We start from the raw sequence: 15,421 nt of genomic DNA on the forward strand, positions 1-15,421 counted from the left end.
CCGGCCGGGCCCCGGCACCGCGGAGTGCCGGGGCCCGGGTCGTACGCGGTTCCCGTGGTGCGCCGCCGCGTGGCGCGGCGGTGCGGAGGTGCGCCGCCGTTACGGGATGGTCGCCCCGTACTCGTCGAGGGCCGCGACCACCGGCTCGAAGAACGTCTCGCCGCCGTTGGTGCAGTCACCGCTGCCGCCCGAGGTCAGGCCGATCGCGTCGCTGCCCGCGAAGAGCGCGCCGCCGCTGTCGCCGGGCTCGGCGCAGACGTCGGTCTGGATCAGGCCGTCGACCGTACCCTCCGGGTACGTCACGGACACGTCGAGCGCGATGACGGTGCCGTCGTGCAGCTGCGTCGTGCTGCCGCTGCGCTGCACGGTCTCGCCGACCGTGGCCTCCCGCGCGCCGGTGATCTCCTGGGCGCTGCCGTCGTAGAGGTCGACCTCGCTGGGGTGGTCGATGTCCGCCACGTACTTGACCAGCGCCCGGTCGCTGCCCGGGAAGGTCGCGCCCTCGGCCTCGCCGATGACGGGCCCGCCCGAGGTCTCGGACCAGGAGCTGCCGCCGAGTTCGACGCAGTGGCCGGCGGTCAGGAAGTACGGCTCCCCGCCCTTGGTCACGTTGAAGCCGAGCGAGCAGCGCGAGCCGCCGGTGTAGATGGCGTCGCCGCCGGCGATGTAGGGCCGGAACGTGCCTTCGCTGCGCTTGAGCACCGCCTTCCCGTCCTGGGCCGCGACCTCCTTCTTCAGCTCGGCCAGCGCGGCGCCCCTGACGGTGCTGTCGGCGGTGACGACGACCTGGTTGGTGACCGGGTCGAGCGCCCGCGAGGTGCCGGCGACGGCGTCCCGAGCGAGGTCCGCCTTGGCGGCGGCGAGCTGCTTGGTGGTGTGGTCGACGGTACGCGCCCGGGCGCCCGCCGCCTCGGCCTGTTCGGCGGCCTCGTCGCTCACGACGTTGACGACGAGTTCCTTGGCCTCGGCGTCGTAGTACGCCCCGGCCGCACCGCCCTTGAGGTCTTGGACGAGGGTGCCGGCCAGCTCGCTCGCGGCGGCTGACGAGAGGGTGTCGGCGGTGGGCTCGCTCGTGCTGGCGTTGGCGGTCGCCAGCGTCAGGCTGCCGGCGATCAGCGCGGCGGCGCCGGCGCCGGCGATGGCGTACCGGCTCTTGGATATGGCTCGATACCTCAACGTGCTGCCTCCCATGGGGGGTTGGATCCGTCCGGCGACGGGCGGATTCTGGAGGTTTGGTCGAACATGCGCATGCCAAGCAGCGAACGGATTTGTCACCGCCAGACAACTCGCCGAGTATGACCAACTCGTGAGTAGCACACAAGGCCATGCTCCTTGTGCGCCGGATCACTTGGGGCCGGTCCCGACGGAACGCGCCCCGGCACTCGGGCGCACGCCGCCCCGCCGGGACGCACGCGCCCTCGCCCGCGCCGTGCGCCGTATGTAAACCTCGTGGCCATGAGGAAGTTGGTGGCTGGGGTGGACGGCTCGGAGGCGAGCCTCGCGGCGCTCGACTGGGCGGTGGCCGAGGCGGCCCGGCACGGCGTCGGCGTGCGGATCGTGTACGCACCGCTGTGGGAGCCGTACGAGCGCACGTGGCCGGAGTTCACCACCTCCCGGCCGCGCGGCCGGAGCGTGGCGGAGCACATCCTCGCCACCGCGGGCGAACGGGCCCGCGCGCACGGCCGGAACGTACCGGTGGCGGCGGAGCTGCTGTCCGGGGACCCGGTGCCGGCGCTGCTCCGCGAGGCGGACGCGGGCACGGTGCTGGTCGTCGGCGACCGGGGGCGCGGCGGGCACGACGCGCTGCCGCTGGGCTCGGTGGCGCTCACCGTGGCGGCGCGGGCGGCCTGTCCGGTCGTGGTGGTCCGGGGCGAAGCGGCGGCGCGGCGCGGTGAGTTCGGCCGGGTCGTGCTCGGCACCGGGCACGACGGGGCGGAGCCGGCGGCGGCGGACTTCGCGTTCCGGGCGGCCCGGGCGCGCGGCTGCACGGTGACGGCACTGCACTCCTGGCGCTCGCCCGAGCGCGGCGTCGCGACGCACGCGCACACCCTGGGCGGGGCGCCGGACCCGCGGATGCGGGAGGCGCAGTGGGCGCTGGACCGCGCGGTGCGGACGGCGGCGGAGCGGCATCCGGACGTGCCGGTGGAGCGGCAGGTGCCCGAGGGCCAGGCCCGCGACACGCTGCTGACGGCGGCGGCCGGGGCGGACCTCGTCGTCCTCGGCGCCCGCCGCACCCCGGCCGCGGACGCGAGGGCCGCGGCCGGGGCGACGGGCATACAGCTGGGCCCGGCCAGCCACGGGGTGCTGCATCTGGCGCCGTGCCCGGTGGCGGTGGTGCGGGAGGGGTAGCGCGGGACCGCCCCGGCCGGCCTCTTCCCCCCCCCTCTCACCTGCCTGTTTGCAGGTAAAGACTCGGCAATGTCCCTTTTGTTAAACAACGGGGCTTTTCGCTTGTGACCTCTCCCATATGGGCCGCATCACATACGAAGCGCCGTCGTACCGCGCCCCCGGCACCCGGGGCCCGGCGCCTCAGGGCAGGGGCAGCCCTCAAGGCTTGTCGCACTATGCGGAGTAGTAACTGAGCTGTGTGCATTCCGGGTTTATGTCCGTTAAAACTTCCGAGGTCGCCCGGCACGGCCGGTTCCGGCGACCGTCCCCACGTACGGCACACGGAAAGAGACCCGCTCACATGTCTGCTCCCGCTCTCCAGCGCCCCGCCCTGTCCACCCGTCGACGACTCCTGGCCGCCGGCGGCTGGGCCGCCGCGGCCGTAGCCCTCAGCGTCGCGGTCGCGCCGCAGGCCACCGCCGCGCCCCAGGCGCCCGCCGCCCCGGCCACCGCCCCCGCCGCGGTCGGCACGAGCCTGGACCAGTGGATCACCGAGGCGCTCACCGTCATGGAGCGCAACGGCATCCCCGGCACGTACGAGGGGATCCACCGCAACATCATGCGGGAGTCCAGCGGCAACCCGAACGCCATCAACAACTGGGACATCAACGCCCTCAACGGCATCCCGTCGCAGGGCCTGCTGCAGGTGATCCCGCCCACCTTCGCCGCGTACCACGTGTCCGGCACCTCGACGAACATCACCGATCCGGTCGCGAACATCGTTGCCGCGTGCAACTACGCCGCCGACCGCTACGGCTCGATCGACAACGTCTTCGGCGCGTACTGAGCCCCGCCGCGCACCGTCCCCCCGCGGCCCGGAGCACGCGCCAGAACCCCGGGACCCCGCCGTCCGGCACTCTCTCCCCCGCCGGAGGACGGGGTCCCGGTCTGCCCCGGGCCCGTCACGACGACTACCGGAATTCACCCTTCCGGTAATCCGCCGCGCCCTCGGCGGGGTCCCGTGCCAGGTCAGCAGGCCTGCCACAGCCCGCGGCGGCCGTTCTGATGGCGGCACGCACCCCGCCGGATGGCTTAGCGTTGGCCCGTGAACAACCGGGAGTCGACGCAGGTGATGCGCTGCTGGGCGGTGGTGGCCGCCGTGGCCGCCGCCGTCTCCGGCGCGGTCGGCGGCTGGGCCTACGCCGGCGCCGGCGCCGGCACCGCCGACATCCTCCGCGACCTCGCCGTCGGCTGGGCCTACGCGGGCGCGGGCCTGGCCGCCTGGTGGCGGCGCCCGGCCAACGCGACCGGGCCGCTGATGACCGCGGTGGGCGTCACCTGGTTCCTCGGCAACCTGCAGGGCACCACCGTGCCGGCGCTCTTCGCCGCCGGCGCCTGGTGGGAGGGCCTGAACGTGGCCGTCCTCGCCCACCTCGTCCTCGCCTACCCCGACGGCCGCACCGACTCGCCCGCCGCCCGCCGCCTGGTCCTGATGAGCTACGGGCTGGTGGCCTCCGGCGGCCTGCTGCGCACGCTGGCCTTCGACCCGGCGGCCCGCCCCGACGGCTCCTACCTCACCTGCCGCGACTGCGGCCCCAACCCGCTGTTCGTACCCGCACTCGGCGACCTCTTCCCCGCCGTCGACGCGGGCTACCGCGCCGCCGGCTGGGCCATCTCCCTCGCCGTCGTGGCGGTGGTCGTACGGCGCTGGCGGCGCGCCTCCGTCGCCCGCCGCCGCGCGCTGCTGCCCGCCTGGCTCGCCGTCCTCGTCGCCACGTCCTTCCTGCTGTGGGACGTGCTCGTGGTGCTCGTGCCCGCGGGCCAGCCCGTCGAGGGCGCCGTCGGCGCGCTGTCCGACGTGGCGCAGACCGCCGTGCCGCTCGCCTTCCTCGCCGGGCTGCTGCGGATGCGGCTGCAGCGCGCGGAGGTCGGCGGCCTGGTGATGGAGGTCGGCGGCGCCCCCGACCCGGGCCGGCTGCGCGAGGCGCTGGTGCCGGTGCTCGGCGACCCCGGGCTGCGGCTCGGGGTGTGGCGGCCCGAGGAGGGCGCGTACGTGGACGCCGCGGGCGAGCCGGTCGAGGAGGCGGCGGCGGGCAGCACCCGGATCGACGCGGCCGGCGGCACCCCGCTGGCGCTGCTGCGCCACGACCCGGCCGTGGCGGAGGACGCGGAGCTGTTGGGCTCGGCGGTCGCCGCGCTGCGGCTGGCGCTGGAGAACGTCTGGCTGCAGGCCGAGGCGCGGGCGGCGGGCGCCCGCGTCGTGCAGGCGGCGGACAGCGAGCGGCGGCGGCTGGAGCGGGACCTGCACGACGGGGCGCAGGCGCGGCTGGTCTTCGCGCTGATGGCGCTGCGCCGGGTGGAGAAGGGCCTCGCCGACCACCCCGACGAGGAGCTGCGCCGGTCGGTCGGCGAGGTGGAGCACAGCCTGCGGCTGGCGGTCGAGGAACTGCGCGGCCTCGCGCACGGCATCCACCCGGCGGTGCTGACCCGCGAGGGGCTGGCGTCCGCGCTGCGGGAGCTGGCCGGGCGGGCGGAGCTGCCGGTGGTGGTGGCCGCGGAGGACCGGCGCTTCGCGCCGCACGTCGAGGCCACCGCGTACTTCACGGTCAGCGAGGCGCTGGCGAACGCCGCCAAGCACGCCCGCGCCCGGGCCGTCAGCGTGAGCGCGCGCCACCGCGACGGCCGACTGGTCGTCGAGGCCGTGGACGACGGCGTGGGCGGGGCCCGGCACGACCACCGCGGGGGCGGGCTGCGCGGGCTGGCCGACCGGGTCTCGGCGGTGGGCGGGGTGCTCACGGTGCACAGCCCGCCGGGCGAGGGTACGCGCGTGGTCGCGGAGCTGCCGTGCGAGTGATCGTGGCGGAGGACTCCGCCCTCCTGCGCGAGGGCATCGTCCGGCTGCTGGGCGACGCGGGCATCGCGGTCCCCGCGCAGTGCGGCCACGCCGGCCCGCTGCCCGCCCTGGTCGAACGGCACCGCCCGGACGCCGTCCTGCTCGACATCCGCATGCCGCCGACGCACACCGACGAGGGGCTGCGGGCCGCGGCCGCGATCCGCGCCCGGCACCCGGGCACGGGGGTGCTGCTGCTCTCCCAGTACGTCGAGACCGGCACCGTCGTCCGCGCGCTGACCGAGGACCCGCGCGGCTTCGGCTACCTGCTGAAGGAGCGGGTCGCCGACGCGGACGAGCTGGCCGGCGCGCTGTGCCGGGTGGCCGCCGGGGAGAGCGTCGTGGACCCGCGGGTGGTGACGCAGCTGATGCGGTCGCACCGTGCGGCGGGGCCGCTGGCGGAGCTGACGGCGCGGGAGCGGGACGTCCTGGCGCTGATGGCGGAGGGGCGGTCCAACGAGGCCATCGCGCACGACCTCGTGATCGGCGGGAAGACCGTCGAGACGCACGTGCGGAACGTCTTCACCAAGCTGGGCCTGGAGTCCGACGTCTCGGGGCACCGGCGGGTGCTGGCCGTGCTGACGTACCTGCGCGGCTGACGGTCCCGGACGGGGCGGGCCGCGGTCACCGGCCGCCGCTCCGCGGCGATCCCCCTCGCGCGCGCCCCCGTCGTCCCCCGCGCGTCCCTCGCGCCCGCCGCGAAGCGGAGCCGGTGATCACCACCGTAGCCGGGCGGCGGGCACCCGGCCTCAGGGCTGACCCTGAACTTCGCGTTCCGCCGCCGGGCCGCGGGCGCGGGAGGTCCGGCACCGGGACGCGTGCTGACCGTCCGTGACCACATCCTAGTTTGCTCTTTCCAAAGACAAAGTAGCGCCAATTCTGGTCGTAGGCATTGGCGTTGCGTCGAAAGAGGTCTAATCTCCAAGCGGTCGCCGTCACATGTCGGGAAGTGTGCGGCGGGGGGACGTGAAACCGCGCATGAGCCGGAGCGCGCGGACCGATCAAGGACGGCGCAAACGGGCCGACCACCCAGGAGCGTGTCCAGCCGCCTCGTCGTCCGAGCCCCTGGGAGGGGAAATGCTACGAAGACTGGCCCTGTTCGCCGCCGGCGCGGTCAGCGCCGCGCTGCTGGTCGCGCCCGGCGCGACCGCGGCGGCGCCGGACGCCGCCGGACAGCAGCCGCCACCGGACTCCGCCTTCGAGAAGATCACGCTCAACGACCGCCCCGGCGAGCCGCTCGACCTCGCCGTCCTGCCGGACAAGCGGGTCCTGCACGTCACCCGCGCCGGCCAGGTGTGGCTCAACGACCCGGACACCGGCGGGAACAAGCTGGCCGCGGAGCTGGACGTGTACCAGCACGACGAGGAGGGCCTGCAGAACGTCGCGATCGACCCGGACTTCCGCAAGAACAAGTGGGTCTACCTCTACTACTCGCCGCCGCTGGACACCCCGGTCGACGACCCGCTCACCCCCGTCAACGAGGGCGACGCGCCCTTCGAGGGCACCGAGGAGGACTGGGACCGCTACCAGGGTCACCTGCAGCTGTCCCGGTACAAGCTCAGGGGCGACACCCTCGACCTGGCCAGCGAGCAGAAGATCCTCCAGGTCCCGGTCGACCGCGGCATCTGCTGCCACGTCGGCGGCGACATCGTCTTCGACGCCAAGGGCAACCTGTACCTGACCACGGGTGACGACTCCAACCCGTTCGAGTCGGACGGCTACGCGCCGATCGACGAGCGGGACGGGCGCCACCCGGCCTTCGACGCGCAGCGCACCTCGGCCAACACCGACGACCTGCGCGGCAAGGTGCTGCGGATCAAGGTCCGCCGCGACGGCTCGTACGCCATCCCCCGGGGCAACCTCTTCCGCCCGGGCACGCCCAAGACCCGCCCCGAGATCTACGCCATGGGGCTACGCAACCCGTTCCGGGCGGAGATCGATCCCAGGACCGGCGACCTCTACGTGGCCGACTACTCCCCCGACGCCCGCGAGGCCAGCGACGCCCGCGGCCCGGCCGGGCAGGGCAAGTGGCTGGTGCTCGACGAGCCCGGCAACTACGGCTGGCCGTACTGCGCGACCGCGGAACTGCCGTACACCGACTACGACTTCGCCACCGGGGCCTCCGGCGAGCCGTTCGACTGCGCCGCCCCGGTGAACACCTCGCCGCACAACACCGGCCGCACCGAGCTGCCCTCCGTGGAGCAGCCGGAGGTCTGGTACTCCTACGGCGAGTCCGCGGAGTTCCCGGGCCTGGGCACCGGGGGCATCGCCCCGATGGCCGGCCCCGCGTACGACCACAGCTGGCTGACCACGCTGCGCAACCTCGACGTGGCCTGGCCGCGGTACTACGACGGCGCGCCGCTGTTCGCCGAGTGGGGCCGCGACTACCTCAGGGAGTTCCGGCTCGACCGCTCCGGCGCGGTCACGGACATCCGCCCCGTCGTCCAGACGCTCGCCGACCCGCCCGTCGACAACCCCATGGACCTGGAGTTCGGCCCGGACGGCGCGCTCTACGTGCTGGAGTACGGCGACGGGTACTTCTCGGAGAACGAGGACGCGCAGCTGTCCCGCATCGACTACATCGGCCGGACCGGCAACCACGCGCCCGACGTCGAGCTGGCCGCCGCGCCAGTGAAGGGCCTGGCGCCGCTGACCGTCGACTTCTCCAGCGCGGGCACCGCCGACCCCGACGGCGACCGGGTGCGCTACGCCTGGGACTTCGACGGTGACGGCAGCACCGACTCGAACGACGCCAACCCCTCGCACACCTACACCGAGGACGGCACGTTCAAGGCGACCCTCCAGGTCACCGACCGGCACGGCAGGTCGGCGGCGATGGACGTGGACATCCGCGTCGGCAACCAGGCGCCCGAGGTGACGCTGGTCAAGCCCGTCGACGACCAGGAGTTCCACTTCGGCGACGCGGTGGACTTCGAGGTCGCGGTGGCCGACGAGGACGAAGTGGACTGCACCGAGGTCGTCGTGCACTACGTCGTCGGCCATGACTCGCACGGGCACGCGCAGAGCACCACCGCGGGCTGCACCGGCACCATCCAGACCAGGCCCATCGGGGGCCACGACCCGGCGCACGGGAACATCACCGGCGTGTTCGTGGCCGAGTACACCGATGCCGGCGGCCTCACAGGCAGCGATCTGGCCGTCATGAAGGTGGTCGGCTGACCCTCCAGCACGGCGCGGGGTGGCGTGCGCGCGTACGCCACCCCGCGGAGCCGCCCCGCCCACACCCACCTCGCAGGAGAGACACGACATGAGCAAGCCCAGCCTGCACCGCCGTGGATTCCTCCGGGCCGCCGCCGGCACGGCGGCCGGTACCGCCGCCGTCGCCGCGGGCGCCGGAGCCCTCGCCGCCCCCGCCGCCGCCCCCGGGCACGGCCGCGGCGGCGCAGTCCCCCGGGGCCGTATCGGCCTGCAGCTCTACAGCGTCCGCGACCAGATCCAGCAGCGCGGCTTCACCCCCGTGCTGACCGAGCTGGCCGAGATCGGCTACACGTACATCGAGTTCGCCGGCTACTCCTCCCCGGCCGAGCCGGACATGACCGTTCCCAAGCTGCGCAAGCTGCTCGACGACAACGGCCTGCGCGCCGGCGGCGCCCACATCGGCCTCAACACGCTGCTCAACGCGGACACCCGCGAGCAGGAGTTCGAGAACGCCGCCGCGCTCGGCATGGACTACATCGGCACCGCCAGCGACTTCCCCGGCGGCACGGCGGCGGAGATCCTGGCCGGGGCCGAACGCTTCAACGAGTCCGGGGAGGCGGCCCGCCGGCACGGGCTGAAGATCTACCAGCACAACCACACCAACGAGTTCGGCCCGGTCTCCGACCGGCCGGGCGTGCGGCGCCACGACCTGTTCCTGCGCGGCACCGACCCGCGGTACGTCTTCCTGGAGCTGGACATCCTCTGGGCGTTCGGCGCCTCGCTGCGCTTCCGCGACCAGCTCGGCGAGTTCGACCCGCTGGACTACGTCAACGCCGCCCCGCGGCGCTACGTCGCCTTCCACGTCAAGGACGGCGTGCGGGACCCGGCGCAGACGAACCAGTACCGCGACGTCGTCTTCGGCCAGGGCGAGCTGGACTTCCGCCGGTTCTTCAGCGGGCTGCGGGCGCCGGGGCTGCCGCTGTACCTGTGGGAGCAGGACCGCGGCCCGCAGGAGCCGCAGGGCTCGATCTGGGCGGCGGAGGAGAGCTTCGACGCGATGGTGGCGCTGCGCGGCCGGGGCTGCTGAGCCCCGCCCCGTAAGCGCGCCGGACACCCCGGACGCACCCCGCGGGCCCCGTGCCGCCGCCCCCACGGCGACACGGGGCCCGCGGCGCGCCGCCCTCGGCGGGCCGGCCGTGGGCACCTCCCCCGCAACCGAATCGGGGAGGTGCCCGCCGACCGGTCCGCCGCGGGTGCTCAGGCGGCGTCGCTGCGGCCCGCGGCCACCCGGGCGACGTCGCAGGACCAGGCGGGCTCGACGCCCGTACGCCGGCAGAGCAGCAGGTACAGCGGGATCGGCGGGGTGTACGGAACGCCGTCGGCCGGCCGGTGCACCAGCCGGGGCACGGCCGGCGGGCCGGCGGGGCCGGGCGCCGGCCGGGAGACGGCGGCGCCCGGGGCGTAGTCGACGGCCGGCGGCCAGAGCAGGCCGATGCCGGAGCCGGCCGGTACGATCCACCACCACCTGCTGCCGTCGGCGAAGACACAGCCGACGCGGGGCAGCCGGGCCATCACCTCGTACCCGGTCCGCTCCGGGATGCCCACCGCGTCGCAGCCGAGCGCCGCGGCGCCCGCGCCCGGTACGGCCAGCCGAAGCCGGCCGCCGGGCCCGGTGCGCATCATCCGGCCGCCCGCTCGACGACCGGCCGGCCGCCCACCGCGCCGGCCCCCGATGTGCCCGACGCGGCGGCTCCCCCGGCCGCCGGCACCTCGCGCCGCAGCTCCGCCCAGACCACGAGACCGGGCCCGGGCCGGGCGTCGTACGCCCCCCAGCTGCTGCTCACCGCGGTGACGAGCAGGAGCCCCCGACCCTGCTCGTCCGCGCCCGACCGCTGCACCCGCAGGCTTCCCGGCTCGGCACCCTGGTCGGTGACGGCCAGCCGCAGGCTGTCGGCGCTGCAGTGCAGCTCGCACCCTATGCGCCGACTCCCCGTATGCAGCAGTGCGTTGGTCACCAGTTCCGTGAGGACGAGGGCGGCACTGTCGCCCACCTCGCCCTCCACCCCCCAGCGGTCCAGTTGTTCCCGGGCCAGCCGGCGTGCGTCCGCAACCGCGTCCGCCCGGCCGGGCACCTCGAAACCGCACCGCGCCGCATCCGTTCCCGGACGGTCCCCCGGCAAGCTGGGGACCTGCGTCACGACCCCCGAACGAGGCAGCTGTGTGGACTGGCTCACGTCCCAAACTATGGTCCCGCCGCGACCACTTGGCAACCCCCACTCTGAATTTTTCAGAGTTGCCGTTGCACTGTGTCCGCCGAGCGCGGGGCGTGGCACACTGCTGGAGGCATTCCGACAGGGAGGTATGGCGTGAGCGAACCGCGGTCCGCGCCGACCGTGGGGCAGGTCGTCCTCGGCAAGCGGCTGCAGGAGCTGCGCGAGCGCGCCGGGCTGAAGCGCGAGGAGGCCGCGCGGATCCTGCGCGTCGCCCCGGCCACGGTCCGCCGGATGGAGACCGCCGAGGTCGCGCTGAAGGTTCCGTACGTGCAGCTGCTGCTGCAGACGTACGGCATCGACCAGGAGGAGGTCGACTCCTTCGTCGCGCTCACCGAGGAGGCCAACCAGCCCGGCTGGTGGCAGCGCTTCCACGACATCCTGCCCGACTGGTTCAGCATGTACGTGAGCCTGGAGGGCGCGGCGTCGCTCATCAGGTCGTACGAACCGCACTTCGTGCCCGGGCTGATGCAGACCGAGGACTACGCGCGGCACGTCCTCCGGGTCGGCTCCCTCGGCCGGGTGGGGCCCGCGGAGATCGAGCGGCACGTCGCGCTGCGGATGGAGCGCCAGGAGCTGCTGACCCGCGAGAAGGCGCCCCGGTTCTGGGTGATCGTGGACGAGACCGTGCTGCGCCGCCCGGTGGGCGACGGCCGGGTGATGCGCGATCAGGTCGACCGGCTCCTCGACGTCGCCTCGCTGCCGAACGTCACGCTCCAGATGGCGGAGTTCCGCACCGGGCACCACCCGGGCACGTACAGCCCCTTCGTCCTCTTCCGGTTCGCCCTTCCGGAGCTGCCGGACATGATCTACACCGAGTACCTCACCGGCGCCGTCTACCTCGACGGCCGGCACGAGGTGGCCTCACACCTCGCCGCGCTGGACCACATGGCGGCCCAGGCGGCGACGGCAAAACGCACGAAGGAGATCCTCCGGGACTTCCGCAAGGAGCTGTGAATGGAACGCATCTACAACGGTATGCCGGCCGCCGATCTCGGTGCCGAGGGCTGGCGCAAGCCGTGGAGCGGCGGCAACGGCGGCAACTGCGTCGAAACCATGCGGCTGCACGACGGCCGGATAGCGGTGCGGCACTCGGCCGACCCGCAGGGCCCCGCCCTGATCTACACGCCCGGCGAGATGGACGCGTTCATCGAGGGCGCCAAGGCCGGCGAAGCCGACTTCCTGCTCTCCCGGAGCCCGGAGTGATCCCGTACGACCCGGCAAACGGGGGTGTGGCCCGCAGGCGCTGACGGGGGCCACCGGCCGGGAACAGAGAGGGAGGGGACACCCGCGGGGTGTCCCCTCCCTCGGCGTTCGCGGGCGGGCCGCGCGGCTCCGCACCGGGGCGGCGCCGGTGGAATTCCAAAAATCATGAACTGTGGGTGCACGAACCGCTGCCTTCCGCGACGCAACGGCGTACGGTATGCCCCCGATAGCCCTCATCCGCCACTCGGGGAGGCCACGATGAGCGCATCACCACCCTCGTCCGCGGGCGCGGCCGCGGCCGGCGCCGACCCGGCGGTACGCGTCGGTGTGCTGCTTCCCAGGATGCCGGAGGAGCCCGGCGGCTGGCTGGCGGAGTGCGCGGCGTACGACGCCGCGGGCGCCGACGCGCTGTGGCTGGACGGCGGTCCCGACCCGGCGCACGACGTGCTGGCGCTCGCCGCCGCGCTGGCCGGCGCCACGAACCGGGCGAAGCTCGTCGTCGCCCTGCCCGACAGCGTCCCGCAGGCCGCGTGGCTGGCCCGGGCGCTGGCCACCGTCGTGCTGCTGAGCGAGCGCCGGCTCGCGCTCGACGCGGACTCGCGGCGGTGCGCGGAACTCGTCGCCGTGGCCCCCACGGTGCCCGCGTTCCGCCGGCTGGCGCCGGCCGGGCCGGGGTACGAGGAGCCGGGCGCCGGGCGCTGGACTCCGGTGGCGGCACCGGCCGGACCGGCGGCCTGGCGGGACGCGCTGGCCGGCGCCGCGGACCGCGGCGTGCACGGTCTCGTCGTACCGGCGGGGCCGCCGCTGCTGGCGGAACTGCGCCGCGGCGAAGGTGCCGAACGTCACACCCGCACCAGCCGCCCCACGCGTGCGCGCGCCGCCACGGAGCGTCAGACCACGCGTGGATCCTCGTGATCCTCTTGTGATCTGCCGTTCGATCTCCTAGTGTCCGAGTCGTTCGCAGACGCGAGCACCGCGCTCCGGTACGCCGAATCCTGCCCGTCGGAGCCCGGAACCGTCGTCCCCACAGCCGTTCGGGCAGGAGCGGGGGAACCACTTCTCCGTCGGCCGGAGCCACGGTGGCAACCGCACCGGGCTCCCCGACTCGGGGTGAAGCCGCACAGCACGACGCGGCCGGGCAACTCCAGCCCGAACCCGACAGCTCACTTCGCAGGCGTCGGAGAAAGAGCGAGCCACCATGGCCGGAACCGGCACCCGGCGCGCGCCCAAGACGCGCTCCTCCCGCCGCTACGCCGCCGCCGCGGGAGTGGGCATAGCCCTGCCCGCCATCGGCGGCGCCGCGGCGACCGCCGCGCACGCCTACACGGTCGAGAAGGGCGACACCCTCTCGGAAATCGCCGAGGACAACGGATTCGGGGCCGACTGGCAGCGGCTCTACGAGGCCAACAAGGCGGCCGTCGGCGACAACCCGCACCTGATCCTCCCGGGCCAGGAGCTGGACCTCGAAGGGAAGGCCGAGAGCAAGCCCGCCGAGGCCGACCAGACCGCCGCCAAGACCGAGAAGAAGCAGCAGCGCTACGTCGAGCACACCGTCGGCGCCGGCGAGACGCTGTCCAAGATCGCCGCGAAGTACGACGTGCCCGGCGGCTGGCAGCGCGTGTACGTCGACAACGAGAAGGCCATCGGCGGCAACCCGGCCGCGCTGAAGGTCGGCACCGAGCTGCGCATCGACACCCAGGGCGGCGGGGTCGACCGGTCGATCGACCCGAACGGCTCCTCGTCCGCCGGGAGTTCCGGCGGTTCCGGCGGCGCCACGGAGGCGTCCCAGGCGAGCGTGCCGACCACCACGTCCGGAATCCAGGCCGCGGCCCGGGAGATCGTGCCGGCGGACCAGTTCACCTGCTTCAGCAACATCGTGGAGCGGGAGAGCGGCTGGGACCACACCGCGACCAACCCCTCCTCCGGTGCGTACGGCCTGATGCAGGCGCTGCCGGGCGACAAGATGGCCTCGGCCGGCTCCGACTGGCGGACCAACCCGGTGACCCAGCTCGAATGGGGCCTGGACTACATGAACGAGCGCTACGGCAGCCCGTGCGGCGCCTGGGAGTTCTGGCAGGCCAACAACTGGTACTGACGCCCGGGGCCTGACCCGCGGGAGTCCGTCGCCGCCCCGTCGTGCGGATGCGTCCGCGCGGCGGGGCGCGGCTGTGCGCCGGCTACGCCCCGACCGCCGGCCCGTCCTGCGCCGGGCCCCGCGCCGGGACCGGGGCCGCGCTCAGCTCGGCCAGGTCGTGCGCCGCCTGCGCCAGCAGCCCGCGCATCGCCGCCTCGGCCGCGTCCGGGTCCCCGGCCCGGACCGCGTCCAGCACCGCGCGATGGCTCGGCACCGGATCCCCGGGGCGGTGCCCGGGGCCGTGCACGAGCTGGTCGCGGGCGGCCAGGCCCGTCGCGATGACCAGGTCCATGCGCGCCAGCAGCTCGTTGTGCGAGGCGGCCAGCAGGGCGCGGTGGAAGGCGAGGGCCGCCGCGACGCCCGCCGCGGAGGCCGCCGTCCCGTCCCGCGCCTCGGCCATGGCCGCGAGCGCCCCGTCCAGCGCGGCCAGGTCCGCGGTGGTGCGCCGCACGGCCGCCAGCCGCACCGCCGCCGGCTCGACGATGCCGCGCACCTTGTCCAGGTCCCCCAGCAGCGGGGAGGCCGCCCGCGCGGCGGCGCCGTCGCCCTGCTGCCGTCCGGCGGACTCGAAGCGCCAGCGCAGCACGTCGGTGTCGAGGAGGTTCCAGTCGGAGCGCGGCCGGATGAACGTGCCGCGCTTCTGCCGGGCGTCGACCATGCCCTTGGCGGCCAGCACCTTCAGCGACTCGCGCAGCGCGGTGAGGCTGACGCCCAGCTCGGCCTGCATGGCGGCGAGGTCGAGGGTGGCGCCCTCGGCTATCTCGCCGCTGAGGACGCGGTGCGCGATGGCCTCCACCGTCTGCCCGTGCACCCCGCGGCGGGCGTAACCCGACATGGCCTCGTGCTCCTCCCTGTGTCCCGAACTCCCGTGCGCCGCACCGGCCCCGGCTCGGCCCGCCCCGCTCAGGCCGACGACTTGACGACGCTCCAGCCGCCGTCCACGACCAGGCTGGCGCCGGTCACGTAGGACGCCTCGGGCGAGGCGAGGAAGGCGACGGCGGCGGCCACCTCCTCCGGCGCGCCCAGCCGGCCGGCGGCCGTCTGCTCCGCGCTGGCCCGGCGCTCCTCCTCGGGGACACGGTCCCACAGCCGGGTGAGCACCGGGCCGGGCAGCACGGTGTTCACCCGCACCGCCGGGCCGTATTCGACGGCGAGTTGGCCGCCGAGCGACAGCAGCCCGCCCTTGGCGGCGGCGTACGCGGGGTGGCCGGGGATGCCGTGCCTGGCGTGCACGGACGAGACCAGCACCGCGGCGCCGGCGGCGCCCGGCTGCGCGCGCAGGCCGGGCAGGCAGGCGCGGAAGCCGAGGAACGCGGCCGTCAGGCCCACGTCGACCTGGCGCCGCCAGGAGGCGGGCGAGGTCTCGTGCGCGGGGGCGACGCCGACATCGACGGCGACCGCACCGACGCCACCGCGGCGGAGTTCTGAGCCGCC

Annotated in this window: 15 protein-coding genes and 1 riboswitch; of the genes, 10 read left to right on the forward strand and 5 right to left on the reverse strand. The window is 74.7% G+C overall.

The annotated features are described in order from the left end of the window. Positions 1–99 precede the first annotated feature (99 nt). Positions 100–1,176 (reverse strand): S1 family peptidase, encoded by a 1,077-nt coding sequence (locus ABD317_RS22805; protein WP_344291790.1) that lies wholly within the window; start codon positions 1,174–1,176, stop codon positions 100–102. Between the two features lie 279 nt (positions 1,177–1,455). Here ABD317_RS22805 and ABD317_RS22810 point away from each other — a divergent pair, with 279 nt between their 5' ends. The 6 genes from ABD317_RS22810 (at position 1,456) to ABD317_RS22835 (ending at position 9,464) form a co-directional block, all read left to right on the forward strand. Next, complete coding sequence (locus ABD317_RS22810) at positions 1,456–2,349, forward strand: universal stress protein (RefSeq protein ID WP_344291791.1); 894 nt, start codon at positions 1,456–1,458, stop codon at positions 2,347–2,349. Between the two features lie 340 nt (positions 2,350–2,689). After that, positions 2,690–3,175, forward strand: a complete 486-nt coding sequence (locus ABD317_RS22815) for a transglycosylase SLT domain-containing protein (protein ID WP_344291792.1) — start codon at positions 2,690–2,692, stop codon at positions 3,173–3,175. 258 nt (positions 3,176–3,433) lie between these two features. After that, positions 3,434–5,182 carry a sensor histidine kinase gene (locus ABD317_RS22820; protein WP_344291793.1) on the forward strand — a complete coding sequence of 583 codons (1,749 nt, stop codon included), beginning with the start codon at positions 3,434–3,436 and terminating at the stop codon, positions 5,180–5,182. After that, complete coding sequence (locus ABD317_RS22825) at positions 5,179–5,817, forward strand: LuxR C-terminal-related transcriptional regulator (RefSeq protein ID WP_344291804.1); 639 nt, start codon at positions 5,179–5,181, stop codon at positions 5,815–5,817. Before ABD317_RS22820 ends, ABD317_RS22825 begins: the two co-directional genes overlap by 4 nt. Before the next feature lie 478 nt (positions 5,818–6,295). Next, positions 6,296–8,398, forward strand: a complete 2,103-nt coding sequence (locus ABD317_RS22830) for a PQQ-dependent sugar dehydrogenase (protein ID WP_344291795.1) — start codon at positions 6,296–6,298, stop codon at positions 8,396–8,398. A gap of 88 nt (positions 8,399–8,486) precedes the next feature. Further along, positions 8,487–9,464, forward strand: a complete 978-nt coding sequence (locus tag ABD317_RS22835; protein ID WP_344291796.1) for a sugar phosphate isomerase/epimerase family protein — start codon at positions 8,487–8,489, stop codon at positions 9,462–9,464. A gap of 170 nt (positions 9,465–9,634) precedes the next feature. Here ABD317_RS22835 and ABD317_RS22840 read toward each other — a convergent pair whose 3' ends face one another. Together ABD317_RS22840 and ABD317_RS22845 are read right to left on the reverse strand one after the other, a co-directional pair. Further along, positions 9,635–10,060, reverse strand: coding sequence for a hypothetical protein (locus ABD317_RS22840; protein WP_344291797.1), 426 nt, complete (start codon positions 10,058–10,060; stop codon positions 9,635–9,637). Continuing rightward, positions 10,057–10,509, reverse strand: a complete 453-nt coding sequence (locus ABD317_RS22845) for an ATP-binding protein (protein ID WP_344291798.1) — start codon at positions 10,507–10,509, stop codon at positions 10,057–10,059. Before ABD317_RS22845 ends, ABD317_RS22840 begins: the two co-directional genes overlap by 4 nt. A 234-nt stretch (positions 10,510–10,743) precedes the next feature. Here ABD317_RS22845 and ABD317_RS22850 point away from each other — a divergent pair, with 234 nt between their 5' ends. The 4 genes from ABD317_RS22850 to ABD317_RS22865 all read left to right on the forward strand — a co-directional run bounded on the left by ABD317_RS22850 (position 10,744) and on the right by ABD317_RS22865 (position 13,948). Next, the gene (locus ABD317_RS22850; protein ID WP_344291799.1) at positions 10,744–11,604 is read left to right on the forward strand and encodes a helix-turn-helix domain-containing protein; all 861 of its coding nucleotides are present in this window, start codon (positions 10,744–10,746) and stop codon (positions 11,602–11,604) included. Next, positions 11,605–11,853: a DUF397 domain-containing protein gene (locus tag ABD317_RS22855; RefSeq protein ID WP_027757275.1), complete on the forward strand. Its 249-nt coding sequence runs from the start codon at positions 11,605–11,607 to the stop codon at positions 11,851–11,853. It begins immediately after the preceding gene. Positions 11,854–12,111: 258 nt separating this feature from the next. Beyond that, positions 12,112–12,768: a hypothetical protein gene (locus tag ABD317_RS22860; RefSeq protein WP_344291800.1), complete on the forward strand. Its 657-nt coding sequence runs from the start codon at positions 12,112–12,114 to the stop codon at positions 12,766–12,768. Between the two features lie 103 nt (positions 12,769–12,871). Further along, positions 12,872–13,045: riboswitch (cyclic di-AMP (ydaO/yuaA leader) on the forward strand. A gap of 6 nt (positions 13,046–13,051) precedes the next feature. Further along, the gene (locus ABD317_RS22865) at positions 13,052–13,948 is read left to right on the forward strand and encodes an aggregation-promoting factor C-terminal-like domain-containing protein (protein WP_344291801.1); all 897 of its coding nucleotides are present in this window, start codon (positions 13,052–13,054) and stop codon (positions 13,946–13,948) included. A gap of 82 nt (positions 13,949–14,030) precedes the next feature. Here the strand turns inward: ABD317_RS22865 and ABD317_RS22870 are convergent, their stop codons facing one another. Both ABD317_RS22870 and ABD317_RS22875 read right to left on the reverse strand, forming a co-directional pair. Beyond that, the gene (locus ABD317_RS22870) at positions 14,031–14,822 is read right to left on the reverse strand and encodes a FadR/GntR family transcriptional regulator (RefSeq protein ID WP_344291802.1); all 792 of its coding nucleotides are present in this window, start codon (positions 14,820–14,822) and stop codon (positions 14,031–14,033) included. A gap of 68 nt (positions 14,823–14,890) precedes the next feature. Next, positions 14,891–15,421: SDR family NAD(P)-dependent oxidoreductase (locus tag ABD317_RS22875; protein ID WP_344291803.1), on the reverse strand; the 531-nt coding region annotated here is incomplete at its 5' end.

The sequence above is a fragment of the Streptomyces synnematoformans genome, assembly GCF_039531005.1.
Taxonomy (GTDB): Bacteria; Actinomycetota; Actinomycetes; order Streptomycetales; family Streptomycetaceae; genus Streptomyces; species Streptomyces synnematoformans.